This is a genomic window from Paenibacillus oryzisoli (assembly GCF_050467285.1).
Classification (GTDB): Bacteria; Bacillota; Bacilli; order Paenibacillales; family NBRC-103111; genus Paenibacillus_E; species Paenibacillus_E oryzisoli_A.
In genome coordinates this window covers 767389-792103 of record NZ_JBCMUN010000005.1, presented here as the reverse complement: position 1 = coordinate 792103, position 24715 = coordinate 767389, and the positions used below count along the sequence as shown (strand labels likewise).

At 54.0% G+C, this 24715-nt stretch carries 24 protein-coding genes and 1 tRNA gene; 17 read left to right on the top strand and 8 right to left on the bottom strand.

Annotated features, from left to right (window positions below; translation table 11 throughout):
- Positions 1-174 precede the first annotated feature (174 nt).
- The 6 genes from ABE504_RS09180 (at position 175) to ABE504_RS09155 (ending at position 11786) form a co-directional block, all read left to right on the top strand.
- Positions 175-1158, top strand: coding sequence for an ABC transporter permease (locus tag ABE504_RS09180; RefSeq protein ID WP_430087394.1), 984 nt, complete (start codon positions 175-177; stop codon positions 1156-1158).
- Between the two features lie 16 nt (positions 1159-1174).
- Entirely contained in the window at positions 1175-2056 is an 882-nt protein-coding gene (locus tag ABE504_RS09175) for a carbohydrate ABC transporter permease (protein WP_430087392.1), read from the top strand.
- Positions 2057-2113: 57 nt separating this feature from the next.
- Positions 2114-3730 carry an ABC transporter substrate-binding protein gene (locus ABE504_RS09170; RefSeq protein WP_430087390.1) on the top strand — a complete coding sequence of 539 codons (1617 nt, stop codon included), beginning with the start codon at positions 2114-2116 and terminating at the stop codon, positions 3728-3730.
- A 110-nt stretch (positions 3731-3840) separates the two neighbouring features.
- Positions 3841-7227: a hypothetical protein gene (locus ABE504_RS09165; protein ID WP_430087388.1), complete on the top strand. Its 3387-nt coding sequence runs from the start codon at positions 3841-3843 to the stop codon at positions 7225-7227.
- A gap of 22 nt (positions 7228-7249) precedes the next feature.
- A complete protein-coding gene (locus ABE504_RS09160; protein WP_430087386.1) occupies positions 7250-10417 on the top strand; it encodes a heparinase II/III domain-containing protein in 3168 nt (1055 codons plus the stop codon).
- A 22-nt stretch (positions 10418-10439) separates the two neighbouring features.
- Positions 10440-11786, top strand: a complete 1347-nt coding sequence (locus ABE504_RS09155) for a glycoside hydrolase family 28 protein (RefSeq protein WP_430087439.1) — start codon at positions 10440-10442, stop codon at positions 11784-11786.
- A 73-nt stretch (positions 11787-11859) separates the two neighbouring features.
- Here ABE504_RS09155 and ABE504_RS09150 read toward each other — a convergent pair whose 3' ends face one another.
- On the bottom strand, positions 11860-12570 hold the full coding sequence (locus tag ABE504_RS09150; RefSeq protein WP_430087384.1) for a hypothetical protein: 711 nt from the start codon (positions 12568-12570) through the stop codon (positions 11860-11862).
- A 274-nt stretch (positions 12571-12844) separates the two neighbouring features.
- Here ABE504_RS09150 and ABE504_RS09145 point away from each other — a divergent pair, with 274 nt between their 5' ends.
- Both ABE504_RS09145 and ABE504_RS09140 read left to right on the top strand, forming a co-directional pair.
- Positions 12845-13414, top strand: a complete 570-nt coding sequence (locus ABE504_RS09145) for a xanthine phosphoribosyltransferase (protein ID WP_126140626.1) — start codon at positions 12845-12847, stop codon at positions 13412-13414.
- A gap of 80 nt (positions 13415-13494) precedes the next feature.
- Positions 13495-13821: a hypothetical protein gene (locus ABE504_RS09140; RefSeq protein ID WP_430087382.1), complete on the top strand. Its 327-nt coding sequence runs from the start codon at positions 13495-13497 to the stop codon at positions 13819-13821.
- A 63-nt stretch (positions 13822-13884) separates the two neighbouring features.
- On the opposite strand, the gene ABE504_RS09135 is transcribed toward ABE504_RS09140, so the two are convergent.
- Entirely contained in the window at positions 13885-14208 is a 324-nt protein-coding gene (locus ABE504_RS09135; RefSeq protein WP_430087380.1) for a hypothetical protein, read from the bottom strand.
- 202 nt (positions 14209-14410) lie between these two features.
- On the opposite strand from ABE504_RS09135, the gene ABE504_RS09130 reads away from it, so the two are divergent.
- Complete coding sequence (locus ABE504_RS09130) at positions 14411-14674, top strand: hypothetical protein (RefSeq protein WP_430087378.1); 264 nt, start codon at positions 14411-14413, stop codon at positions 14672-14674.
- On the top strand, positions 14664-15401 hold the full coding sequence (locus ABE504_RS09125) for an adenosylcobinamide amidohydrolase (RefSeq protein ID WP_430087376.1): 738 nt from the start codon (positions 14664-14666) through the stop codon (positions 15399-15401). Before ABE504_RS09130 ends, ABE504_RS09125 begins: the two co-directional genes overlap by 11 nt.
- Positions 15402-15463: 62 nt before the next feature.
- Here the strand turns inward: ABE504_RS09125 and ABE504_RS09120 are convergent, their stop codons facing one another.
- Positions 15464-15649 carry a hypothetical protein gene (locus tag ABE504_RS09120; protein ID WP_430087375.1) on the bottom strand — a complete coding sequence of 62 codons (186 nt, stop codon included), beginning with the start codon at positions 15647-15649 and terminating at the stop codon, positions 15464-15466.
- Between the two features lie 127 nt (positions 15650-15776).
- On the opposite strand from ABE504_RS09120, the gene ABE504_RS09115 reads away from it, so the two are divergent.
- The 3 genes from ABE504_RS09115 to ABE504_RS09105 all read left to right on the top strand — a co-directional run bounded on the left by ABE504_RS09115 (position 15777) and on the right by ABE504_RS09105 (position 17397).
- Positions 15777-15861, top strand: a tRNA-Leu gene (locus ABE504_RS09115).
- A gap of 273 nt (positions 15862-16134) precedes the next feature.
- Entirely contained in the window at positions 16135-16590 is a 456-nt protein-coding gene (locus ABE504_RS09110) for a DUF2269 family protein (RefSeq protein ID WP_430087373.1), read from the top strand.
- Between the two features lie 54 nt (positions 16591-16644).
- Complete coding sequence (locus ABE504_RS09105) at positions 16645-17397, top strand: SDR family oxidoreductase (protein WP_430087371.1); 753 nt, start codon at positions 16645-16647, stop codon at positions 17395-17397.
- 105 nt (positions 17398-17502) lie between these two features.
- Here the strand turns inward: ABE504_RS09105 and ABE504_RS09100 are convergent, their stop codons facing one another.
- The gene (locus ABE504_RS09100) at positions 17503-17982 is read right to left on the bottom strand and encodes a carboxymuconolactone decarboxylase family protein (protein ID WP_430087369.1); all 480 of its coding nucleotides are present in this window, start codon (positions 17980-17982) and stop codon (positions 17503-17505) included.
- 204 nt (positions 17983-18186) lie between these two features.
- Between ABE504_RS09100 and sigJ the strand changes: the two genes are divergently transcribed.
- Positions 18187-19089, top strand: a complete 903-nt coding sequence (gene sigJ / locus ABE504_RS09095) for an RNA polymerase sigma factor SigJ (RefSeq protein WP_430087367.1) — start codon at positions 18187-18189, stop codon at positions 19087-19089.
- A gap of 46 nt (positions 19090-19135) precedes the next feature.
- Positions 19136-19789, top strand: coding sequence for a Bax inhibitor-1/YccA family protein (locus ABE504_RS09090; protein WP_126140616.1), 654 nt, complete (start codon positions 19136-19138; stop codon positions 19787-19789).
- Positions 19790-19873: 84 nt separating this feature from the next.
- On the opposite strand, the gene ABE504_RS09085 is transcribed toward ABE504_RS09090, so the two are convergent.
- A complete protein-coding gene (locus tag ABE504_RS09085) occupies positions 19874-20101 on the bottom strand; it encodes a hypothetical protein (protein WP_430087365.1) in 228 nt (75 codons plus the stop codon).
- 114 nt (positions 20102-20215) lie between these two features.
- Between ABE504_RS09085 and ABE504_RS09080 the strand changes: the two genes are divergently transcribed.
- Together ABE504_RS09080 and ABE504_RS09075 are read left to right on the top strand one after the other, a co-directional pair.
- A complete protein-coding gene (locus tag ABE504_RS09080; RefSeq protein ID WP_430087364.1) occupies positions 20216-20497 on the top strand; it encodes a hypothetical protein in 282 nt (93 codons plus the stop codon).
- 94 nt (positions 20498-20591) lie between these two features.
- A complete protein-coding gene (locus ABE504_RS09075; RefSeq protein ID WP_430087362.1) occupies positions 20592-20804 on the top strand; it encodes a YqzE family protein in 213 nt (70 codons plus the stop codon).
- A 24-nt stretch (positions 20805-20828) separates the two neighbouring features.
- Here ABE504_RS09075 and ABE504_RS09070 read toward each other — a convergent pair whose 3' ends face one another.
- From ABE504_RS09070 to ABE504_RS09060, 3 genes are all read right to left on the bottom strand, one after another.
- Positions 20829-21761: a hypothetical protein gene (locus ABE504_RS09070; protein WP_430087360.1), complete on the bottom strand. Its 933-nt coding sequence runs from the start codon at positions 21759-21761 to the stop codon at positions 20829-20831.
- Positions 21762-21875: 114 nt separating this feature from the next.
- Positions 21876-22910 carry a YqhG family protein gene (locus tag ABE504_RS09065; protein ID WP_430087358.1) on the bottom strand — a complete coding sequence of 345 codons (1035 nt, stop codon included), beginning with the start codon at positions 22908-22910 and terminating at the stop codon, positions 21876-21878.
- Entirely contained in the window at positions 22907-24697 is a 1791-nt protein-coding gene (locus ABE504_RS09060) for a DEAD/DEAH box helicase (protein ID WP_430087356.1), read from the bottom strand. Before ABE504_RS09060 ends, ABE504_RS09065 begins: the two co-directional genes overlap by 4 nt.
- Positions 24698-24715: the final 18 nt, after the last annotated feature.

The following is a 24715-nucleotide window of genomic DNA, read 5'->3' as shown; positions in this document are numbered from 1 at the left end:
ATCCCCCGTCTTACTCTACTTAAAAACACAGAAATCGATGAAAGTGGTGGAATTTCAAACATCCAAATCATCAGAAAACGGTGGATTTTACCCGATTTTAAACTTTTGCGCTAAAGGGCTGCAGCGTATAGTGGGGAGGGTCAACAGTCAACTTACCTGAAGGAGGACGTTACCATGAGCAGTACTCTTGCCTCGGCGCGAACAGAAACGAAAACGGATTTAACGAAGAAAAAGCGCGGAGCCATCTCTACATTTTTCCGGGAATTAATCGTCAATAAATTTCTGTACATGCTGGCGCTTCCGGGCATTATCTGGTTTTTCATTTTCGCTTATCTGCCCATGGGGGGCATTGTGGTCGCATTTCAAGATTTTAAAGCGGTCAAAGGCATTACCGGCAGCAAGTTCGTCGGGCTCAAAAACTTCCAGTTCTTCTTCCATTCCAGCGATTGGGTGAAGGTCGTGACGAATACGGTTTTTCTCAACGTTCTCTTCATCTTCTTCGGTACGGTAGCGGCGGTCGCGATTGCGATTATGGTGACCGAGCTTGGCGGCAAGTGGTTTAAAAAGATTTCGCAGTCCGTCATGATCTTCCCGCACTTCCTGTCCTGGACGGTCGTCGCCATGTTCATGACCGCATTCGTCGCGACAGACGGAGGCTTTTTCAACAAAGCGCTCGGCGTATTCGGCATCGCACCTGTGCAATTTCTGTCGTCGCCGGGGTACTGGCCGGTCATTCTGGTGCTGCTCAAAATCTGGCATGGCGCCGGATTCGGCTCCATCGTCTATATGGCGACGATTTCCGGGATTAATCCGGAGATTTACGAATCCGCTGCCATGGATGGCGCCAGCCGCTGGCAAAAGATCCGCTTCATCACACTGCCGCTGCTGAAATCTACAATTATCCTGCTGACCATCCTTGCCGTCGGCGGCATATTTAACGGCGATTTCGGCCTCATCTATGCGATTATCGGCAGAAATCCGCTGCTGTATCCAACGACCGATGTCATCGACACGTTCGTCTTCCGGTCGCTGATGGATCTCGGCGATATGGGGATGTCGGCGGCTGTAGGATTCTTGCAGTCGGCGATCGGTTTTATCCTCGTCGTGACGGTCAATTACATCGCCAAGAAAACGGCGCCGGATTCGGCTATTTTCTAAGAAAGGAGGCTTTTCCGTGATCAAAGAAAGCTTCAGCGACAAGCTGCTCAAAACGGTTTTTTACATCTTCCTGACGTTGTTCTCCATCTACTGCTTGGTGCCGTTCGTCTCGGTGCTGGCGAGTTCCTTCGCGACGGAAAGCGAAATTTTGAGGAGCGGGTACACGCTCTTTCCGAAGACGTTCAGTTTGCAGGCGTACAAGTTGATTTTTGAAGACAACACGATTTATCGAGCTTATGGCGTGACGTTCTTTGTAACGACGTCCGGTACCGTGCTGAGCATGATTTTTACGAGTGCCTTGGCGTACGCCATTTCCGTCAAATCGGTGAAATATCGGAATGCGATTGCGTTCTACGTATACTTCACGATGCTGTTTCACGGCGGTCTCGTCGCTTCCTATTTGCTCATTTCCAAATATCTCGATATGAAGGATTCGATCTGGGTGCTGATCGTTCCGAGCATGATCAGCGCGTGGAACATGTTTCTGCTGCGCAACTTTTTTGCCACAATCGATGAATCCCTGGCGGAATCGGCGAAAATGGACGGGGCGAACGACGCTTACATTTTGTTCCGCATCATCCTGCCCGTCTCGTTGCCCGCGCTGGCGACGATTGGCCTGTTCTACGCCCTAGGCTATTGGAACAACTGGTTCAATGCGCTGCTGTATATCAACGACCCGCATAAGTTCCCGCTACAGTATCTGATCCAGCGCATTATGAACAATTTGGACTATATCAACCAGATTGCGGCGGATGTCAATATTCCGAACTTTATTCCGCCGGCTGTTACGGTGCGGCTCGCTACGACGATTGTGACAATCGGTCCGATCATTTTCCTGTATCCGTTTTTGCAGAAGTATTTTGTCAAAGGCTTGATGGTTGGCGCTGTCAAAGGCTAAGTCCGCTTGGGCGGTTTAGTATAAATCATGATCGATATTTAAGGGAGGAACACAGAGATGAAAACAAAACGCATGGGGACTACTTTATTGGCGTTAACCGTACTCGGGATGGCGGCAGCATGCAGCGACAGCAAGCCAACAGACACAGTATCCAGCCCTGTGGGCACAAGCGAAGCCGGCAAGCAAGCCCTACTTGCACCGCTGACACTCAAAGGCATGCTATTCGGCGATCAGCCGAAAGATATGCCGGCCATTCTCGACGAATTTGAGAAGCAGACGAAGGACAGCCTGAACACGAAGCTGAACATTCAATGGAATCCATTGAGCGACCATAAGCAAAAGGTGAAGCTCATGATGGCGGCCGGTGAAGATGTGGATTTCGTTTTCGATGCCGACTTTGCCAATTTGAAAGAGCTGGTTCCTCAGGGGGCCTACGCGCAGCTAGATAAATATTTCAACAACGACGCCTATCCTGGGCTAAAAAAGGCGTTTACGCCGGAATTCATCGAGGCGAACAAACGATTTGACGGGCATTTGTACACGATTCCGTTCACGCAATATTTCTACGATCTGCCGGTCGTGTATGTCCGCAAGGATCTCCGTGAGAAATATGGCTTCCAGCCGATCGCGAATTATGATGATCTGGAAAAATTCTACCAGAAAATACAGGAAAGCAATAAAGAGATGACGCCGCTGGCGGTCAAAGGCAATGGCGGATTCCAGGAAATCTGGAGCGGAGAAAGCAACGTCAACTTGCCGAATATTGGTCAAGTTGGTGTGGCAGGTATTCCATTCGTCGTTCAATTGTCCGATGACGGCAAGAAAGTGCAGAACATGGTAATGCTGGGCGATGCCGCTTCCGAGTGGGCGAAGCTTCCGGCGCCGTTCAATTCTGCGAAAACGGCGTTCCCGCAATACGACAAGTGGGCGGAGTGGAGCAAATATTTGGAGAAAGACGTGATCTCCCAGAAGGACCAGAAGGCTTACTTTATGTCCGGCAAAGCCGCTTCGTACTATGGCACGATTTCGTCTTTTGCCGCAGATCAGAAGAAGCTGAAGGATACGATTGCTGGGTCGGATCTGGAGTTTTTCGTGCTCAAGAAAGATATTCGCGACATGAAGCCGCATGCGATCTCGACCAACTATAAAGCGAACAATTCGGTCGCGATTCCGGCAACATCGAAAAATATCGACAGAACGATGAAGTTCTTTGACTGGCTGTTCAGCTCTCAGGCGAATCACGATCTCTTTGAATACGGCATTCCAGGCAAGCATTGGGAAGCTGTCGGCACGAACCAGATCAAGCTGCTCGACGAGTCCAAAAACTACACGTTCCCGGGCTATGAGTTCAGCTGGAACCCGTCGATGATTCGCTTGAGCCAGGACTTGACGGATCAAACCCGCAAATACTTTGAATACTCGGCGAAAGCGGATACGTATTATTCGGCACCGCTGGCGATGTTTACGTTCGACAGCTCGAATGTGAAAGCGGAGTTCGCGAATATGAGCTCGAAGACAGATCCGTTCATTCAGCTGCTCAAAGCGGGCCAGATCAAAGACTGGGAAGCGCAGACGGCGAAATTGGCAGGCGAATTGAAAGCGCTGGGGCTGGATAAAATTCGCGCAGAACTGCAAAAGCAGATTCAAGCGTATCTGGATAAAGGCGGTAAATAACTGTTGTCATGACGGTGCAAACGGAAAAGAGACTAACCGGAGGGCGAGATGGCAGCCTGGGGAGGGTCTCTTTTCCCTTGCGGCCGCTTAAAAAGGAGAGGGAAACGGAGATGCCTACAACAATTGATCTTTTGCAAGATTGGCGCATGGAGAACCGAGAGGATGGAGCCGCCGTATTTCATTATCCAGTCCCTGAGGGGGCTCAAGGCTGGTATCCCATCGGCTTTGAGCGCGCCCATGACGGTTCGCAGGATGCGATGGGCTGGTTTGGGCTGCACATCAGCCTGATTGCCGAGACGGAAGAAACGAGCTTTCGCATTCAGGCGAATTTTGTGGAGGAGCGAAGTGTAAGTGCGACGGTTACGCTGGCAGGATCAGGGCGTCACGACTGCATCGTCCGATTGGACGATTTTGACATAGAGCGGAGCAAGCGGAACCTGTGGCGGTTCGTGCAAAGCTTTGAGCTTCACAGCGCAGGACGCCTTGTCGGCGTTCGGCTTTTGCGAGGGGAGCGGCTCTATGTAGAGACCGGCGTGCTTGGCCGAGCCGGGGAGGCTGGCGAAGACGTCGCGTATACGATGACTGTGCACAACTGTACGGATCGGCGGCAGCATGTGGCGGTGAAGCAACTGTTCGAGGGCTGGGAATCGCTGCTGGCGGTTGTGACGCCCGAGAAGTTTGTTCTGGAGCCGTATGCGCAGCAGGAGGTGAAGGCGGTCGTGCGGGTTCACGACCTCATGGTGCCAGGTGGGCACGAGATGACAACGCTTCGTTTTACGGGCAATGGGGACAGCAGCAGCAGCGTGGAGATTGTGTTGAAGACTTTGCGGAAGTTGCCCCATCCGTACATCTATCATACGGAAGCCAAGTGGCAGGAAGTGAGGGAGCGCATTGACCGACATGCCAGCTTTCAGCCGGGGTATGCGCAAATTATTGCAGATGCGGACGCTTGGGAGGTCGTGCCTCCGGTGCCAGTCGACGAGCGCGACTATTGCTACAACACGAGCGAAGAGCACGGCATCATGTCGGCCGCTTATGCGTATGCGCTGACCAAGGAGCGGAAATACGCGGAGAAGGTTGCGGCGTTTTTACGGTATTTTATCGATGAAGAGAAGGGCTATCCCCGGAAAAAGAAAGGCTGCAGTGCGAGCTATGTGCAGGAGGGACACTTCTTTCAGCATTTGGCGATCCCGTACGACATCATCTATGATGCCGGGGTGTTGACGCAGGAAGAGCATCAGGGTGTAGAGCGAACATTCCGCATCTATATGGACATTCTGGATCACCACTTGCAGCGGGGGCACATTTCTAACTGGCTGCTCTCGGAAATTACGGGAGCGCTCTATTGCGCGCTGGCAATTCAAGACATTGAGCGGGCGCTGCGCTTCGCATTCGGTCCTGGCGGGTCGATTGAGCAGCTTCGCTATGGCTTGTTCAATGATGGTTGGTGGCACGAATGCTCGGTCGGCTATAACACGTGGGTCTCGTCCATGTATATCCACACAGCGCATGCCCTGCTGCCTTTCGGCTACAATCTGCTGCATACGCATTTCCGCATCCCGTTCAATGATGAAGTGAACAGCACGTATGGCGGGCAAGACGCGGAAGTGCGCTTCGGCATGGTGAATAAAAAATGGGGCGGCAACCGGAAAAACTACGTCTGCATCAAAGATTTATTCGATGCGGTGATTCCGTTTCTCGATGAACGGGGCGTGCTGTTCGGCATCAGCGACTCCGATGAGAAGAAGCTGGACGGGGTTCATTTTGGCTCCACGTTCGATCTGGCCTATCAGTATTACAAGGATCCGGAATATATTCCGGTCATCCGGCGCTTCCCGCAGCCTGATCCGATTTTCGGCCATGCGGAGCTGCCGGACTATGAGTCCCGGTATACGCGGAATAACGCGTATTCGGATAACGTCGGCATTGCGATGCTGCGAAGCCGGACGGCAGAACGCCCGCAAAGCGAGCAAATTCAGGCCGTGCTTCGCTACGGCTCGCATGGCTATGCGCACGGGCATTACGACCGGACGGAGCTGCTTTCTCTCATGCGCTATGGGCGCAGCTTTTTCAACCCGGAGCATGTGTGGTGGGGCTACCATCATTTCATGTACAAATTTTACGTGCAAAACTCCTTGACCAAAAACATGGTCGTCGTCGACGGCAAAATGCAGGTTCCTGCGGATTCGCGCAGGCTCATGTTCTACAGCGGCCAGGCGCTGCAAGCCGCAGCGGTTGAAACGGTCGCGCCGTGGGCGTATCCGCCGTACGGCGGGATGATCTACCCGAACACGGCGACGCTGGCGGAGCGGTGCGAGATGAACGCCAGCTGGCTGCCCGAGCTGGAGGAGGCGCCGCCGTATGGCGCGCTGTCCGGATACACGGAGCCGGTTGTGCAGCGCAGAGCGATGGCGGTCACCGACGACTATGTGGTGCTGTTCGATTATGTGAAGGGCGAGGCCGATCATCAGTTCGATTGCTTGTTCCAGATGAAGGGATGGAGGGGACTGGAAGCTGACAGCGTCGCCCATTTGAAGCATACGAGCCAATGGTCGGACGACCCTCTCTCGGACGGCCAATTCATTACCGATTGCCATTGGTATGACGTCTCCGGCGCAAGCGTCGCGCGCTTCGAAACGATTTTCGGCGAAGGCGAGGATCAGCGGGGCAATCGGACGGCGCATAACGTGCCGGGACCACTAAAGCTCGATGTGCATACGGCATGGCCGCCGCAAACGACGCACATTACGGGGCGAGCGGCGGAATACCACGGCATCACGATTCCGCTTGCTTACCGGGTCGAGGTCGAAGGTGAGGTCAAGGCGCAGGGCGAATTCGGCGCTTGGCTGCTGGGCGAAGGCTTGTGCGACATCGATGTACGAGGCGCGGCCTCGCTCAGCTTGCACGTGCAGAACGGCCCGAACTATACCGAGCAGAAGTATCCGGTGCGAACGCCGCAGGGGTTGTTCTGGGGAGAGGCTTATCTTGTTTTGACGGACGGTTCGACCGTTCCGCTTAGGGAACTGGTGCTGGACTGCCGCAATGTCGATGCGGGACACGGTTTTGGCAAAGATTACGAAGGCGGACGAGTGACGATTGTAGGCAATGAGTACAAGGACGCGATTCCTACTAGCCCGATCGACCATGATCGGGAAGCCGTGATCCGGCTGGATTTGACCGGCTTGGATGCGGTCAGGTTCGTGGGCCGCATTGGCGCGGACGCGTTCCCTGGCGACGAGTCGCAGCGGCGCATCACGTATGCCGTGCGGACGCAGGGGAAAGTCGGGAGGTTCATTACGATCGTGGAGCCGCATGAGGCGGAGTCGATGATTGCGACTGTGCAGGCCGCAGATGCCAATACCGTTGAGGTGCGCCTGAAGGACGGCAGAACGCAGATTGTGGAAGTGTCGTCAATGGAGCAGGAAGACATCAGCTTGAAGCTGACCGAGTATGCCCGCGGACAGTTGATTCGAGAGGAAACGGCGGCAGGCAAGTAAGCCGGATAGGGAGGCAAAGAGAATGGCTGGACATACACAAGCACAATCGAAAGATCAACCACATTTGGAAGGGAAGCGGGAGTTTGCCGAAGCGGGCACAGCTCACGTGTATTTACAATCCTTGGTGGAGCGCGCGGAGAGGCTGCTCGAGACCAATGGCGCTTACTACACGGACGGCGCGAAGCTGGCGATTGAGGATATGGTGCACGCTGCTGTAGCGGCGTTAGCAGGGAAAGCGCACGTACCATTCGTGCGCAATCGCCGATTCTATGCGCCGAGAGAAGAAGAGGCGGTGCTTTTTGCCGCGCGGCGGTACACGATGGCCCCTTCCTATAATGAGGAAGGCAAGGTGTACCACGAGTACGGGCTGGAGCCGGCGCTGGCGTGGTTCGAGCGGCAGGATGTACGCTGCGACGAGGTGGCGGCGTTGCCCGGCAAGGCGGAGGAGGCGCTCGCTCAGGCGGCGGCTCATCTGGCAGCGGCGCGAATCGGCAGCGCCGTGGGCGAGTATGACGCTGCGGCGGCTGCGGCGCTGCGAACCGGGATGGCCCAGCTGGAGGAAGCCAGGTTGGCGTTCCGCAGCGGCGACAGCGGTGAGGCGCTGGCGCAAGCGGTCGTAGCGTGCCTGAACCGGCTGCGCGCTTTTCGCTTTTCGCGCGTGCTGCGTACGGACGTGGACCCGGCGGCGACGTTGTATTTGACCGAAGCGGCGCTCCATGAATTGAAACAAAACGTAGCGCAGGATAAGCTGCTTCGCGAACAGTACGAGCGGATTGCAGACTTATCCGAAAGGTACAGCCTCGCCTATCTCGAGCAGGCGACAGCGCTGCTCATGCGCGAGGATGCGAATTACGACGAGATCAACAAGTCCTTTTACACGTGGAGCTCGACGGATAAAATCATCAATTTTACCGCACCCGAACGGGCTGTCAAGCTCGGCGTCTCCTTCATTTTGCCAAGTGTGGAAAATGAGGAGGACGGCCTCGGCCATGTGTGGATCGACAACCTGAGCATCCTCTCGGCCAACGGCGGCAGGCTTCCGATCGAGAACGGGGGCTTCGACGAAGGGGCGGACGGCCCTCGGTCATGGCGAGCGCACGTTGTAAAAGGCAAGCCCATCCTGAGATGGGAAGCGGATTATCCGTTTTGCGGCGGCGACCGCGACCGGGTGGAAACGGCGAACCCTTCTTCGCAAGTTTCTTTGGCCGCGGAGGCCGGGGAGAAGCCGCGTTCCATTTACCTCTGCAATCCGACAAGCGGCGATGAGGGAGCGTGGCGCTATGACGGGGACATTGCTGTTGAGGCTGGTGTCGGCTGCACGTTGACGTTTGCCGCCAAGATCGACGGCAAGTTCAAGGAGGGCGTCAAGGCGCAGATTACGTTTCTGGATGAGGTGGATCAGCTTGTTGACGTCTTTGAAATCAGCTTCAATCGCAGCTCCTCGCTGCCGAACAGCTGCTTTCAATTAACGATGCAGTGCGACGCGATTCAGTATGCGTTCACAGGGGACGCCACGTATGCGCAGAAAGCGAAGCTTGCGATCTTGTACACCTTGCATGATTTCTGCCAAGGAGCGGAGCATTGGCTGGCGACGAATACGCGGCCGCAGGGCAGCGACTCGTACGGCGCGGTGCAAGGCGGGAGGCTGCTGTGCAGCACGGCGGTTACGTATTCGCTGATTAAGCAGGCAGGCTTCTTTACGGAGGAGGAGAAAGGCCGGTTCTATGCGATGGCTGAGTATTTGCTGCGCTATATGCTGGATTTGCGCGACCGGACGGAGCTAACCGCCGAAGCGGCGCAGCGGGGCTGCAGCAACTGGCAGACAGATATGTGCGCAGGCGCCGCATATTTGATGCTCGTCCTGGATGATTTTCCGAACCGCAAGGCTTGGCTCTATAATGCGCACGCCGTGCTGCAAGCGCAGCTATCCTTAAATGTTAATCCAGACGGTTCATGGCCGGAGTCGATTCGGTATCATCATGCGGCGTTGGAGCGCTTTGCCGGGTATGCAAAAGTCGTCGCGCACATGATGGGGGACAACTGGTTTGCCACGACGCGTCTGCCCGATATGTTCGATTTCAGCGTGGGGGTGCAGACGCCGGGGTATTCGTTTTTTGACTGGCGTATCGGGACGCCGCCGTTTGGCGATCACGCGCTGAGCGGCGGCACAGAGTTCGGCAGCTACACAACATATCTGGCTGATGTCGCGAAGGTGAATAAGGCCGTCGCCGATCGCATGTACCTGACATGGGTGAAGGCCGGCAAGCCGTTCAAAAAGCTGTGGGGCGAAGGGATTACGCTGGACAATCTGCTCGCGCTAAGCGACCGTTATGCGTGCGGCGGCGAGCTGAACCTTCCATCTGCCGTGAGCTATCCGGATGCGGGTCTTTATATTTTCAGAGGGAATGGTCAGGGGAGCTACTTCGCTGTAATGTCCAGTCCTAAGCCGATCGGCCACGGGCATCTGGATCAAGGCTCTTTCATTCTATATAAAAATGCGGTGCCGCTCGTCATGGACTCCGGCATTGAAGGCTACTTTGACAGCAGCACGAGCTGGCATATTTCCTCGTATTCGCACGCGTGCGTGCAGTTTGCGACGCGCCGGAAGGCCGTCCAGAAATCCGGCAGCGGAGCAATCAATTTAACGGCGGGTACGTACAGTCTGGAACGCGGCTGGGTCGATGTACCCAGGACGAGTCGTGTTCTGGCTTATACGCCGGGCGAGGAGATAGATTTCATTTCCATCGAGATCCTTAATCCCGAAGGCGCAGGAAGACACAGAAGAGACATCCGGTATCTCAAACATCGCGATCTCTATGTCATTCACGATCGAATCGACGACTTCGAGGGCGAAGTGCTATTCAGCCTGCCTGTTGCGTCGGTAAGCACGGCGAAGGAGGGCGCTTCCTTTGTATCCGAAGGTTATTACGGCGTTGCGCTGGAAACTGTGTTCGCAAGCTGCGTCGAGCGATCGTGGATCGAGCAAGGGCGAGCGACGCAATTAACGCCCGGTAAGCCCGGAGACGGAACTACGCTGGATTACATTCGCGCTGTGGCGGATGCCGAGGAAGGTTTCCTGACGGTTTTGCATGCGAAAGCGCAAGGGGAGCGGCGTTTGGACGTCGTACACTATGCAGACGGGCATCTGGCTATCGTGCAAGGGAATGTACGCATTGAGCTTGAACTATAGGAGGGCGAGCCAATTGCTTGATATGTATAATGTAAAAGATTTCGGGGCTGTTGGCGATGGAACCACCGTAGATACGGCGGCCATTCAGCAGGCGATCGATCGCTGTGCGGAAGCGGGCGGCGGTACAGTCGTCCTGGCGGGCGGAACGTTCGTCAGCGGCACGATTTTTTTGAAATCCAACATCTATTTACAGGTGAATGCTTCGGCCGTTCTGCTTGCGAACCCGGACATTTGCGATTATGCGGAGGGGACGCATTATAACCGCTATGTGAACGAGAAGGATATGGACAAGTGCTTGATCTACGCGGAGGATGCGACGAATATCGGCGTTATTGGCCAAGGTGAGATTAATGGTAATGCGGAATGCTTTCCGAATGAGGGGACGATCGACCGTCCGATGATGATGCGTTTTTTGAGATGCGCGCACATTCATGTGAAAGGTCTTCGACTGCACAACTCGACGGCGTGGACGACCGCTTTTCTCGACAGTGAGAACATTTGGTGCGATGGGCTGGATATCCGCAATGATCGCAGGTATAACGGGGACGGTCTGGATTATGACGGCTGCAAAAACGTGTTCATCTCCAATTGCCGAATTCTCGGAACTGACGATAACCTCTGTTTGCAGGCCAGCAGTAAGGCGTATCCGATGAAAAATGTCCATATTGCTAACTGCCATTTTACGTCCATTTGCGCAGGTATTCGGATCGGGTTGAAATCGGTCGGCGATATTTCCAATGTGACCATTCATAACTGCACGTTCGAGAACGTGTGGCGTGAGGGGATCAAGATCGAGTGTACCGAAGGCGGCAGCATCACGGACATTGTGGCGCAGGGGCTCGTGATGCGCAATGTGACGCGGCCGATCTTTATCCTTTTGAATAACCGTCTGGACGTCATCGGTTCATCCATCGGTCTTGATGCGATGCCGGAGATCGGGACGATGGCACGCATTCTGCTGTCGGACATCATCGCAACGGATGACGAAGAGATGAACAAGACGCATTACCGTTTCACGGACGATGTGATGGGCTGCCCTTCTTTTAACGGGATCCGCGTCGATGCTTGCGAAAGCCATCCGATCCGCGATCTAACGCTCAAACATCTCACATACACGTTCATTGGCGGCGTCAACAACGAGGACATTCCGGCAGATTATCCAAAAGTCTGGGACATGCGATTCGAGCATCCCGACCTCGTCTCCGAGAACTACTATCCGACCTGGAGTCGGACGACGTTTATGGATGTCAGACATGTGGAGCGGCTTACACTGGAGGGGATCAAGTTCCACGCCTTGCAGGCGGATACGCGAGAGTCGTATCGGATTGAGCATTGCACGGTGTTGAAAGAGGATGTTATGGAGTTCTAGAGAGTAATGTAAAAAGCCACCTCGCTCGGCTAACTACCGGGTAAGGCGGCTTCTTTCGTGTTCAGCTATTCCTTTACTGCCCGCTAAACAACTTGATCGACTGAATCGTCGAGTCTTTGGGATCCAGATCCAATCTCAGCACGGTGCCCTGCGATTTATACGAGAGCATGTATGCGGTCTTCGCATCCGGCTTACCCAGAATCGAGAGGGCATCCTGCACCTGCTGCCCAATACGCAAGCCGTGCAGCCCCGGATCAATATCGCCGGAGTGGACGTCGACGAATTCAACGGTCCCCTTACTTGTAAAACCAAAGGAGAAGTCGCCGTAGTCATACACTTCGATCCCGTCTTCTTCCATGGCAAACTGCTTGCTCGCTTTACCGAAGAGTGCGACGACGTCGCCTTTGGCACTTCCTATTTTGACGCCCATGAGTGTAGGCTTTTCCTGTTGATAAGCATTCTCGGCTTTCACATTCGGCTTCGGTGTCGTTTTCGGATTCACAATCGACTGCGGCACATCGACTTCCTGCGTCGTTGCAGACGAGGCTCCGGCAACCTGTGCTTCATGCTGCTTGCTGTCTTCCTGACTCGGCGTTGCGGTAGGCATCGCGACAGCGATTGTCGGCGTAGGCTCGTCTTGCCATTCGTAAGAGGTCGAGGTAGAGACAGGCAAGGTTGATGCGAGTGGAGATGGGGCAGACGCATCCTGGCATCCCGTTACAAGAACGGATAGGACCGCTACCGGCACACATCCTTGTATAATAGGTTTTATGAGGCTGTTCAAGGCGATCTATCCTTTCCGCGAGACTAGGACCATGTCAACTAAAAATGACGACTGTCTTAATCATACCGTTTATCCCCTAATTTTCAATGCATCTAGATGCCCAAATGTGAGCAATTCTAGAACGAAATGAGAGCGTGTTTTTCTTCTGTATAAGTATAGACAGTTAAATGAAGGAAAAAGTTTCAATCTTCGCGACATTTTTATTTTTGACTTGAAACGAGTGTTGTCGATATGGTAATTTACTCATATTAGACAGGCAGAGGGGGTAATGTCCATGGAATTGTTAAAACGGCGGATTCAAGAAGTCGGCGTCGTGGTTTCGGATAAGGTATTAAAGCTCGATACGATATTGAATCATCAGATCGATCCTGCTCTGGTCCTGGAAATGGGGAGAGAGTTTGCCAGATTGTTCAGAGAAACCAAGCCGGACAAGGTGCTGACGGTGGAATCCTCCGGGATCCCAATTGCGTATACGACGGCGCTTACGCTTGAAATACCGATGATTTTTGCGAGAAGGAAAAAGACGCTGACAATGGACCAAGATACGTACAGCGAGCGTGTACCTTCTTTTACAAAAGGGATTGTGACGGACATTATGGTGTCCTCTCATTTGCTGCATCCAGGGGATCGCGTGTTGATCATCGATGATTTCATCGCCAATGGCGACGCGGCGCGCGGGTTGATTCGCATTGTGGAAAAGGCGGGCGCTGAGCTGGTCGGTGTAGGAATCGCGGTGGAAAAATCGTTCCAAGCCGGCGGCAATTCGATTCGCGAGAAGGGCATTCGCGTTGAATCTCTGGCACGCATTGCCTCGCTCGAAGGCGGGCGCGTGACATTTGACTGATTTTACATGGAGACTTCTACTTCCCTGAAAACGATTTATCCTTTATAATGGTTACAAGGTAAGAGAGGAGGCTGGCATCTATGGGTATCGAAAATGGTTCATTCGAATATTTTATGTCGAAGCTTGAGGAAGCGAAAACGCATTTTGAACGAGCATTAGATTGTAAACATACAGAGTTTGACGATCTGTATCCGTATATGATCGAACATCCTCAATTTTTTTGGTATAAGCGCTATGTGGCTTGGTCCGAACTGTTAACCATCGTGAAGCTTTGCACAGAGCTGGGTTACGAGTGGGAGCAGCAATTCTCGGCAAGTCAAGCGGAATATATCAAGAAACGTGTGATGTCAAGCAAAGTCCTTGATTTCTGGTTTGAGACGAATGATTCCAAGGAGCATGTCAGTTAATTGTTCATATACGAAGGTGGAAAGGCCAAGGGTTCCGATTGTGGAATCTTTGGCCTTTTGCCGTTATACCCCTTGATTGAGAACATTCATGCTTTCAATATGCCGTCTGGTGTGTTCATTGCCGAGGCGGTGAATGGCGCGGTACACTTCGGTCAAATAATAATCGTATTCCTGATCCTGCGGAACGGAATAGTAGACTTGCCAAGGGAACCAGGTGGCGCCGTAGCTGTTTTGCGAGGTGTTGTCGACTTCTTCAAGAAGCTCTTGCAGCTTGGCGATGTCTTCCTCGGTTGCCTGGATTTCAAATTGAACGTCAAGAGTGGTCGGATCTTCCAGCACTTCGCCGGTGCCGACGTTGATATAGTAGGTTCGTTTGACTTCGTTCATCGTCAGGTTGCCTCCCGTACAGGTCGTAGTTAGGTTGCGCTTTGCCTGCTGCTGTCATGGTTCTTCTCCGTTAAGTTAGCCTATTCCCAGCCTAATTATGTAACGTTTCGCGGATTCGGAAAATGGTGTATGCTAAACGGGAACAAAGTTTAACACAAGATGTGGGCTGGTCGTTCGCCCATGCATCCAGGAGGTGGTTTCGTTGATTACAGATGAACAGTTAGATACATACCGTGTGGAAGGCACGCTGCTGCGTGTGATTCGTGATGCCAGCCCGGCCAATGATGTGCGGGGCTCCGTCGTCGCTTGGGATGATGAAACCGTCATGATTCGAAAAAAGAACCGCCGCGTCGTCAAGCTGGGCCGCGGCTACGTGTACCAGCCGTACGAGGCGGAACGTCCGCCGGAATACATGCTCCCGCAGGATCCCGTCGAGCCGGACGACCTGTCGCACGATGAGGAATGAGCGGGAATCGAGCGCTGCGCCTGGGGGAGTTCACGCCGAGCTGGTACGCTCGCCGCATGGGGAGTACTTGCGGGTTGACGCTGACCATCCGCTGCGCACGCTGAACTCGTCGCCGTGGGGCGGTGGGTTCGGCTGGCATCGGCACTTGGTCAACCGGCAGGTGAGCAAGTTTTACAACGAGCCGAACCCGCTGCAAGAGATGGAGACCTTCCTGGAACGGGAAGGTCTGGAGCCTGGGGCGACGGCGGGCATGCTCACGGCCGCGTACGTCGCGGATGTCGGCCACCATGCTATAGTGTGGCCGGAGGAGAAGACGGCGGCGGGAGTGGCCGTCCTGCGCGTCGAGGCCTGGGTCACCGTCGGCCTCGGCAATAAGGCGCGCGCGGGGGCGTCGCAGGACGCGTCGCGGTTGTTTTTGGAGACGATCGGGACGATTAACACGATCGTCGTGGTGGAAGGCGCGTTGACCGATGCCGCGATGGTCAACGCTGTCATTACCGCGACCGAGGCGAAGGCCGCGGCGCTGCAAGCGCTTGGCATCACCATCGATGGCGAAGCCGCGACAGGGACAACGACCGACGCCGTGCTGATCGCGGCGACAGGGCAAGGCCCGACGTACCACTATGCAGGGACGGCGACGACGCTCGGGTATTTTATCGGGCGCACCGTGTATGAGGCGATCCTTGCGTCGGGCATGAAGTACAGCGAGGCCGTGCAGCGGCTGTAATGGGGAAGGGCACAGCGTCTGCGCTCTGCGCGACACTGTGCCCCCCTTAATGCGACTCCTTGCTATTGGCGCCGGAAAACTCCATAGGCGAGACCGACGGCCAGCGCATCGATCTCGGCCAGATCGTCTTCATCGCTGCCACTTCGGAAATTCGGCTCGTGCACGATTTCTTCGGCTTCGCCTTCGCTCAAGTGGCGTTCGTTGGCGGTGTATTTAGGCTCAAGCTCTTGGATTTCCTCTTCATTCATGGGACATCCCTCCTTTGGATGTAGGGTGAGGAGAGCGGGCGCAATTTATACAGAAATTCATGTGAAAGATTTGTTGACGAGCCATTGCTTGCGTGGTATATTGGTTAAGCAAGATTTTTTGAGACATGCGGTCATGGCGGAATTGGCAGACGCGCACGGTTCAGGTCCGTGTGGGCTAACCCCCCGTGGAGGTTCGAGTCCTCTTGACCGCATCCTAAAAAACAACCCCTCTTTGATGAATTCGAAGAGGGGTTGTTTTTATTTTAGCCTTTTGGCACATTTTTGTTCATCTTGTAGCGGCATCGAATAAGCTCACACCCTACTTGCGGTGTGGGTTTATTTTGCTGTGCGGTGTGTCTTTGTGCAAATTGACCAGAAACTATACGATCGTATAATTCCGAAGATGGAACCCTTCATGATAAATTCAATGGCAGGGAGGGCGAAAGCGTCATAGTGTCCGAACACATTATAAGGAGTGGTAAACGATGGAATGGCTTATATGGATTCATGTGCTTTCAGCGATTATCGGCATCGGACCAACGTATTTCGGTCATATTTTACTTAGGAAGAAGCAGCGCAGCCAACAGCTCCAACAGTCGCTGGCGTTGTTCGGTCTGCTTAACTATTTTCCGAAGATCGGCGGTTCGATTGCTGTTGTTTCGGGCGTGGCGCTTGTTGCTGCAACGGGCTGGAATTTCTCGGACCTATGGATTCTGGGTTCTCTCGTTCTTTATGTGATGATTCAAATCGTTGCCGTGGGGATGCTGGGGCCTGTTCTGAACCAATTGATGCAATTGCTCAATATCGGCGATGACGCAGAGAATGATCCGGGGGTAGCGACGAACAAAACGGCACTTCTTGCCAAAGCGAATCGGCTGTATAACACGGCTTCGATTCTCGGCATTGTCTTAATTCTGTTTATGATTGTCAAGCCGATGTAGGCAACGGAACGCGGACCGGGAAAGCATCTTATCTATGATGAGGAGGAAATCAGAATGATGAATTTACAGGGGAAAGTTGCTTTTATTTCAGGGGGAGCCCGGGGAATTGGGGCGGCTGCGGCGTTGATGCTGGCTCAGCAAGGCGCCAAGGTGGCGATCAATTATGTGCGGCAGACAGATGCTGCGCAAGCTATCGTGGACCGGATCCGCGAAGCAGGAGGGACGGCTGAATTGGCACAGGCGGATGTGAGGGAGCCTGAACAGGTGAGAGAGGCTGTGGCTCACATCAAAGAAACACTGGGCGGTATCGATATTTTGGTCAGCAATGCACATATGTCCTTTGTGATGAAGCCGTTGATCGAGCTGCAGTGGGAGGAGCTGGCACAGAAGCTGAACGATGAAATGAAAGCTGCGTTTACATTAACAGAGGCGGTTCTGTCCGGCATGGTTGAACGAAAATATGGAAGAATTATCTACATTTCCAGCGGAGCAGCGGATACTGCTTTGCCGTATATGTCCGCGCACGGCACCGCCAAAGGGGCGCTGAATGCCTATGCCAAATATGTAGCGTTGGAAGCCGGCCCGTACGGGATCACGGCCAACGTCATTTCCCCGGGACTAGTCCAGACGGAAGCGTCGAATGATACGCCGTTTTCGGTCAAGCAGCAAATTGCCGCTATGACGCCGCTGCAGCGTGTGGCTGTGCCGAATGATGTGTCAGGCGCGATTGCTTTTCTGGCGAGCGAAGAGAGTCGTTTCCTTACGGGCACGTGCACATATGTAAATGGCGGGATCCATATGGGGTAAGACCGTTTATGAAAAAAGGGATGCCCCCAGCCACATTCATGGCTGGGTGACATCCCTTTTCTGTTAACCGAATCTCGCAGTGGGATCGACACGACGACCGCTAGATTATTTCAACCCAGCCTTCGTCAACCCGAACGCCGCATCCGCCGAGCCCGGTACGGTTTTGAATGCGACGTTGATGCGGTTCCAAGCGTTAATCGCCATCACGGAGAAAGTGAGATCCGAAAGTTCCTTCTCGGAGAAATGGGTGCGAACACGATCGTATACCTCATCGGGTACGCCGTGCTCAGGCAGCTTGGTAAGAATCTCGGTCCATGCCAGCGCAGCGCGTTCGCGTGGGAGGAACAGATTCGACTCCCGCCAGATCGGGAGATGATAGAGCCGCAGCTCGCTTTCGCCATGGATTTTGGCCTGTTTGATGTGCATGTCGAGGCAAAAGCCGCAGCCATTGAGTTGGGAAGCGCGAATGTGCACAAGAAGAAGCGTTTTTTCTTCAATGGCGCTATCTTTTTCGGCATTGCTGAGCTCCATCATTTTTTTGAAAAATTCCGGAGATTGCTGCATGTAATTTACTCGTTGTGTCATGGGGACACACCTCTCTTTTTGTTTTTTTACAGTCTCGTACATATAACGAGGTGGTCGTCTGTTCTGTGACATGTGCGGGGAGTCGAGGCCGCCGCTCGTTCAGCCTGCCATCGCCGTGTCACAAATCGCTCCCCTTTGTCGTCTTATAGATAGGGACAACGATTGGCATGCGAAATAGACACTCATCAAGGATGGTATGGAGCTATGAATGAATTATATGCACAGTATAAAGGGTTGTTATTTAAACTTGCTTATCAATTAACCGGATCGGTTTCAGACAGCGAGGATGTCGTGCAGGATGTTTTTCTGAAAGCAATGGAAGTTCATCCAGAACAACTGGCTAATCCGAAAGCGTATCTATGCAAAATGGTCACGAATCGCTGCCGGGATTTATACAAGTCGGCCCGCAAGAAGCGGGAGGAATATTTCGGAGAGTGGTTGCCGGAGCCGTTTCTCACTTCCGAGGAAGATGCCATGGAATCGGTCGTCCGCGAGGATCTCTTGTCCTACGCCATGCTCGTGCTGCTGGAACGGTTATCCCTGGCGGAACGAAGTGTGTTTGTGCTGCGCGAGGCTCTTGGCTTCGACTATCAGGAGATCGCGGAGCTTCTTGATAAAAGCGAGACCAATTGCCGTAAGCTGTTCAGCCGTGCGAATGCGAAAATGGGGCTACGCCAAGAGGAGCTGGCGCCTCATGACGGAGCCGGTCAAGCGTGGGTTCAAACCTTTTTGGCGGCGCTCAAGCAAGGAAATATGAAGCAAATTCTCGCCATGCTTGATCAGGAGGTCGTCCTGGTTTCCGATGGAGGCGGCAAGGTGCAGGCTGCGCTTGAACCAATTACTACACGGGATAGAGTGGCGAGCTTCCTGCTCGGTCCGGTGCGTCAGAGTGCCATGGTTCATGGGGAAGTGTTGGCAGAAGTACGTCAAATCAACGGCAATTACGGCATTGTGCTTCGATCAAGCGGAGGCGTCCACACGGCAGGGTTGATTTATGTGGAGAATGGCGTTGTACGCAACCTGTTTTTCGTTAGAAATCCGGATAAGTTGAAATATGTGGGGGAATCGGATTGTAGCGGTAGCAACTCACATGAAACTCAGCTATAATACATACCATAGATTGTACAATTTTTCCTAAGGGAGTTGACGTTCTATGGAAAGAACGGTTACGGTTTCGCAGCAAGGCAGCTTCGCGCATGTGCTGCAGACATTTGCTTTGTCGCTGCTGGTGTCCTTCATCGGCATGTTGATTGGCGCGATGGTTATTCCGCCTTCGTTGGTCACACTCTTTATTATTGTTGAGGTCGGCATGCTGATCGCCGCGCTGATCATTCGGATTCGCGGCAAGAACATCGGCTACGGCTTTCTCTACACCTTCACGGCCATCTCCGGCGTGACGTTGTATCCCGTCATCATGGTATACGGCGGCCTGCTTGGCGCAAACGTCGTGTCCGGTGCGTTCTTTGCGACGGCGGCGATCTTTGGCGGACTTGCGTTCTACGCGCACCGTTCCCAACGGGATTTCAGCTTCCTGGGTGGGTTCTTGTTCGCAGGCACGATCGGGCTGGTGCTCATGAGCGTGATCGGCATGTTCGTGAATTTCGGTTCGATGACGAACCTCGTGTGGTCGATGGTCGGGATTTTGATTTTCAGCGGTTGGGTGCTGTATGATGTGGCGCAGTATCGCGACGGAGTTGCGGCGGAGGAAGTTCCGCTGGCCGCGCTGAATATTTATCTTGATTTTATCAACCTGTTCCTGTATATTCTGCGTTTCATTGCCTCGATTGCGGGATTCAACCGGAACTAGGCAACGTCACCAAAAACAAAAGCACGATAACCCCTCACAGCAGTTGTGAAGCGGTTATCGTGCTTTTTGGTGTTGTATGGTAGATCATACGTCGGACGCCTGCCCAGATTTCGGTTCAAAATAAGCGGTATCTCCGCGGAAAACGGAACTGACATCCAGCAGGGTATACAGCAGCTGGGTTAATTCAGCGTGCGATAGGTTTAGTGACCGCAGCGGCTCGTTGGTTTCTCCCGTAAATCCGATTTCCAAGGTATGCTTCAATTCATCCATTTGAATGTAAAACTGCTCGGTTCGCAGCATTTCTTTCGGCATCTGACTGGGCACCTCTCTCTTTGGTACGAATGACTTTTGCGTAAAGCAGGCACGAATCTGGGCCGCGGTTCATACAATTAAAAGGAATTGATATGAGAGGGAGTGAACCAACCTATGGCGGCTTGCAGCACATGGATGTACAGAGGGATTACGTCTTCGGTATTCAGAGCCCTGCAACAGGTCGGCAGAAGGCAAGGCTTTTCGATTCCAAATGCAGCCTCGGGCAAATTTATGATCACCGTCGTCGGGATGAATGTTGGCTTTCAGTACGCATGGGACACGAATGCGCAGACGCTGCTCCTGCAGTGTGACAATAAGCCGATGCTGCTCGGTTGCGGGACAATTAAATCGTTTGCGGATAAAATCGTTGCGGAAAGCGGCGGGCGTCCCGCTTAATTCAATCGCTTGGCTGGCTCCACCTGCCTGGCTTATTGCGGCGTTTAGTCCCTTGCGGTAATGGGCATACTAGGCGGTAAGGCAGGTGGATAGCATGGCGAAAAGCGATGAGCTTGTCAAATACATAACCCAGCGGGTTGTCACGTATATCGATACACCGAAAGAAGTTCGCCAGCAGGCGAAAGCGTCTTTGAAGCAGCAGCGTGAGCCTTGGCAGACGCGTTGGTTCGGTATGATCCCGTTTGCGACGCGAATGATGTTCGGCAGTGTAAAGCTGCCCAGCAAGCGAAAGAAGCCTAAGACCTAAATCAGGTTTTAGGCTTTTTTTGTGCTAGTTATAGAGGCTCCCTTGCGCCAATGCGGAAGGAAGCGGAATATACCGCGGGCCGTTATGATCGAGCACCAGGTACGTCGGACCGGCATCCCACTCCGTGTAGCCCATGACCGCCAGCGGCATCGTCACTTGCCCGCCGTACAGCTTCGTTACATACGTAAGCTGGGCTTCTTCGTCTTCTTGAAGCTCCTGCTGGAGCTCCCCGAGCGAAGCGACCGCCATCGGTGTGCCTTGGATCCAGGGCAGGCGGTCGTAGGGATCAAAGGCCGGCAGCACCACTTGATGGGCGATATGCGTCAGCGACGAGGGTTTCGGAGATTCGTCAGCTGCGGGTACCGGGTCTTTCGTCAGGGGCAAAATTTCCCCGGACTTGGCATCCGCATATACCGTCTGCTCCGGCAGGGACAGCTTCCAGACGGAGGTCAACGTTCCTGCATACAACCGGTCCTGAATCACAGCGGGATCTTGCACGAACGCTTCAAACGTAATGGAAGAAGAAATAAGTTCCTGTTGTATCAAAGACTGATACAACGTGCTTAAGCTAAATAACGGATGGTCGCCTGTGCCGTATTCCGTCAAGCGATAACCGCCATCTTCGGCGGCGTGAACGATCATATAGCCAACTTCCGCGCCTTGATCGGTAAGGATGACCACCCAGCCATGCGTTCCGGGCCCAAGCGGGTAGCTCTGCCAGGTAGCGGTTTTCCAACTGGCGTTGTCAAGCTCCTCGGCGATTGTCGACTGCCACTGGCGAATTGTATCGGAGAGCGGGGCTGCGCTTGTGCGTTCGGACGGATTGTCCGACGCGGCAGGCTGCTCCAGGGCTATTTCCGGCTGCTTGACGGAATCGCCTGCCGAAGAGTGCAGGGGCATGATACCCAGGCTGCAGATGAGGAGGCAGGCTGCTGCGAATGCCGTGGACAGCTTCATAAGAATTCCTCCTGACGGCGAATCTTGTATTCTATAACTCTATTGTAAAAGATAGGCGATAAAAAGATTGTTGCAACCTGACACGCCTTCCTTGCAATGTTTTAGCGACTCGCGTCATTTTCTGGGAAATCGGGAAGCAATTAAATGGAACAAACCGCCGTTAATGACGGAAACGACAATGCGCGGCTTGTACTGCCAGTCGATCTCCTGCAGCCGGTTGCGGCATTGCTGCTCGATATCATCCCGCTCTTTCGGTTCGGCACTGAGCAGCAGGCTGTTGTAATACGACTCGACACGGTCGATTTCGCTGCGATGCTGCCGATTGGCCTCGTCTGCCCAGCTGTGGTCGTAGGCGCTGATTTTGCGCTCGAGCATCATTTCCAGCAGATTGGTCGCTTTCGGCAGCGTGATCGTGCTGGGCAAAATATGACTGCCGATCGGCAGCTTCGGCGATAGACTCTTGGTCAGCATTTGCTTGTGAAAATGCTCCCGGATCTCGCCGCTGCTCAGCTGAATCCCCAGCGAGTGAATCTCCGTGCGCTTCGTGTCGCACGCCAGCTCCACCTTGTAGTTGACACAGAACCACGTGTCAAACACGAGAGGACCGTGCGTCGTCGCCCCCGTAGGGAACGGCTCCTCGAACAAATGAATGAATCGGCCCTTTTCCCGCACGATGCCGAACAACTGGTCGAGCCGGCGGCTGCCGAACGTCACGTCTTCCTGCGGTACCCGCGTCGCGATCTGCGTCGGCACGAAGCCGAAGTAGCGGCCGAGAATGCTGTCGCCGCTCTGGCCGCCTGCCTCAGGCTGCCCGGCGGGCGCACTAGCGCCAACGCTAGGGCCAGGACCAGGACTAAGGCTAGCACCAGGGCTGCTTCCCGGGGGCGCGGGCGCTTTCGCAGCAGCTACTTTCGGCTTCGCTTCCTGCTTCATCGCCTCCGCGTCGAAAACGAACTTATACGTCATCGTCTCCGGCGCCGCGCCGGTCCGCTCGACGAAGCTCCAATAATAAGGGCGGCCCGTCATCTCGCGGTCCGCTTCGGGCGACAGCTTCACCGTGACGGAAGCCGGCGATTTCTCCAGAATCGTACAGTTATACGCTTCCAGAAAGCGCATCACAAACGAATGCACGTTGCGCTTGTTCATCATGGCTGCACCTCCGCATGTCCAGCGCCGCTGACCCGGTCAAGGATGGCCTGATAGGCAGGGCGGGGCGCCGCGTTCTGTTGCACTTCCTCGCGGACTTCGGTGAACGAATGGCCAAGCTCATCGATTTTGCGGCGCAGCTCCTCACGCGAGCGCGCTTCCATTGCCATCCGGAAGAGAGAGGTCTCGATGGAGCCTTTTTTCTCGATTTTCTCCAAAATCGTGTCCAACTGCCCAATCACCAGCTCGAACATATTGATTTTTTCGTGCAGCAAGGAAAGGATGTGCTCCTCAATCGTGCCCGTCGTGGACAGATTGTAGATGTTCACGTCGTGCGTCTGACCTAGCCGGTGCACCCGGCCGATCCGCTGCTCCACGCGCATTGGGTTCCACGGCAGATCGAAGTTGATCATATTGTGGCAGAATTGCAGGTTAATGCCCTCGCCCCCCGCCTCTGTGGCAACCAGCACCTGTACCCGATTGCGGAAAAGGTCCATCATCCAGTCCTTCTTGCCGCGGTTCATGCCGCCGCGATACGGGACGGCCGTGATTTTGTGCTCTTTGAGATAGTTAAGAAGATACTCCTGCGAAGCCCGGTACTCCGTGAAAATAATGACCTTGTCATTGATTTCCTCAATGAGCTTCATCGCCGTTTCCGCCTTGGAGTTAGCCTTGATGCTGCGGATCAGCTCGACGAGTTCCCAGATTTTGGCGCGGACAGGGGAGTCCTCAGCCGTCTTTTTGAATAAATTGACCAGTGTAATAAAAACGGCGTCGCGCGAACTGCAGACTTCCCGCTGCAGTGTAATCAGCGAGAGCATGCTGGTCAAATCGCCGGCGCTTTCGGTATACCGGGTACGTACAAAATTCGTGACGCCATCGTACAGCGCTTGCTCGTCAGGCGAGAGCGTGATGGGGATGTTTTTCACCACACGCTTCGTATAATGCACGCCGCCGTCTCCGCGCCGGTTGCGGATCATAACCTTAGAGAGCTCCTGTTGGAGCTGGTGCTCGTTTTTCGGCGTTCTTTTGCCGACCACGAAATTGTTCTTGAAGTTGTGCTGCCCCCCGAGCTGTCCCGGCTTAAGCAAGGTGATGAGGTTGTACAGCTCTTTCATATCGTTCTGGACCGGCGTTGCGGTCAGGAGCAGGCAGTATTTTTTGCGCAGCTCGTTGACGAAGACGTAGTTGGAGGTCTTTTTGTTTTTGAGCTTATGGGCCTCGTCAATGATCAGCATGTCGTACTCCATGTTCATCACAATGTCCCGGTGCGGATCGCGCTTGGCGGTATCCATGGAGGCGACGACGATATCGTTCTGTTCCCACATATAGGCTTTCTTTTGCGCAACGGCGGGAATGCCGAATTTGGTGTTGAGCTCCCGAACCCACTGAAGGACCAGCGAGGCGGGCACGAGAATAAGCGTTTTGCGGACAAGACCGCGGATCATGTATTCTTTTAAAATCAAACCGGCTTCAATCGTTTTCCCAAGCCCGACTTCATCGGCCAGAATCGCCCGGCCCTTCATCTCACTGAGCACGCGTCTTGCGGTTTCGATCTGATGGGGCATTGGTTCGAGCTGTCCAATCTGCCCGAGGCACAGCATGTCGTCAAAAGATGAGATCAGGCCCGACTCTTCCGATTCGTAGGCAAGCTGATACAAAGTCCAATCGTCCCAGGGGCCTCCGCTCCGCTCGCGGTTATCCAGCTCCGTAAACCAGTCCCGGTCAATATGCATGTCCAACTGTTTATGAATGGGGCGTATGTTCTCTTGAGGTTGGATGTGACGCATGGGCGTGCCCTCCTAAAC

What these genes read in the sequence shown, in the direction of transcription:
- ABE504_RS09135 (WP_430087380.1), bottom strand. Translation starts at nt 14,208, where the DNA reads ATGAACGAAGTCAAACGAACCTACTATATCAACGTCGGCACCGGCGAA.
- ABE504_RS09080 (WP_430087364.1), top strand. Translation starts at nt 20,216, where the DNA reads ATGGCGGCTTGCAGCACATGGATGTACAGAGGGATTACGTCTTCGGTA.
- sigJ (WP_430087367.1), top strand. Translation starts at nt 18,187, where the DNA reads ATGAATGAATTATATGCACAGTATAAAGGGTTGTTATTTAAACTTGCT.
- ABE504_RS09110 (WP_430087373.1), top strand. Translation starts at nt 16,135, where the DNA reads ATGGAATGGCTTATATGGATTCATGTGCTTTCAGCGATTATCGGCATC.
- ABE504_RS09140 (WP_430087382.1), top strand. Translation starts at nt 13,495, where the DNA reads ATGGGTATCGAAAATGGTTCATTCGAATATTTTATGTCGAAGCTTGAG.
- ABE504_RS09065 (WP_430087358.1), bottom strand. Translation starts at nt 22,910, where the DNA reads ATGATGAACAAGCGCAACGTGCATTCGTTTGTGATGCGCTTTCTGGAA.
- ABE504_RS09100 (WP_430087369.1), bottom strand. Translation starts at nt 17,982, where the DNA reads ATGACACAACGAGTAAATTACATGCAGCAATCTCCGGAATTTTTCAAA.
- ABE504_RS09155 (WP_430087439.1), top strand. Translation starts at nt 10,440, where the DNA reads ATGTATAATGTAAAAGATTTCGGGGCTGTTGGCGATGGAACCACCGTA.
- ABE504_RS09145 (WP_126140626.1), top strand. Translation starts at nt 12,845, where the DNA reads ATGGAATTGTTAAAACGGCGGATTCAAGAAGTCGGCGTCGTGGTTTCG.
- ABE504_RS09180 (WP_430087394.1), top strand. Translation starts at nt 175, where the DNA reads ATGAGCAGTACTCTTGCCTCGGCGCGAACAGAAACGAAAACGGATTTA.
- ABE504_RS09160 (WP_430087386.1), top strand. Translation starts at nt 7,250, where the DNA reads ATGGCTGGACATACACAAGCACAATCGAAAGATCAACCACATTTGGAA.
- ABE504_RS09075 (WP_430087362.1), top strand. Translation starts at nt 20,592, where the DNA reads ATGGCGAAAAGCGATGAGCTTGTCAAATACATAACCCAGCGGGTTGTC.
- ABE504_RS09070 (WP_430087360.1), bottom strand. Translation starts at nt 21,761, where the DNA reads ATGAAGCTGTCCACGGCATTCGCAGCAGCCTGCCTCCTCATCTGCAGC.
- ABE504_RS09170 (WP_430087390.1), top strand. Translation starts at nt 2,114, where the DNA reads ATGAAAACAAAACGCATGGGGACTACTTTATTGGCGTTAACCGTACTC.
- ABE504_RS09165 (WP_430087388.1), top strand. Translation starts at nt 3,841, where the DNA reads ATGCCTACAACAATTGATCTTTTGCAAGATTGGCGCATGGAGAACCGA.
- ABE504_RS09085 (WP_430087365.1), bottom strand. Translation starts at nt 20,101, where the DNA reads ATGCCGAAAGAAATGCTGCGAACCGAGCAGTTTTACATTCAAATGGAT.
- ABE504_RS09120 (WP_430087375.1), bottom strand. Translation starts at nt 15,649, where the DNA reads ATGAATGAAGAGGAAATCCAAGAGCTTGAGCCTAAATACACCGCCAAC.
- ABE504_RS09125 (WP_430087376.1), top strand. Translation starts at nt 14,664, where the DNA reads ATGAGGAATGAGCGGGAATCGAGCGCTGCGCCTGGGGGAGTTCACGCC.
- ABE504_RS09105 (WP_430087371.1), top strand. Translation starts at nt 16,645, where the DNA reads ATGATGAATTTACAGGGGAAAGTTGCTTTTATTTCAGGGGGAGCCCGG.
- ABE504_RS09060 (WP_430087356.1), bottom strand. Translation starts at nt 24,697, where the DNA reads ATGCGTCACATCCAACCTCAAGAGAACATACGCCCCATTCATAAACAG.
- ABE504_RS09090 (WP_126140616.1), top strand. Translation starts at nt 19,136, where the DNA reads ATGGAAAGAACGGTTACGGTTTCGCAGCAAGGCAGCTTCGCGCATGTG.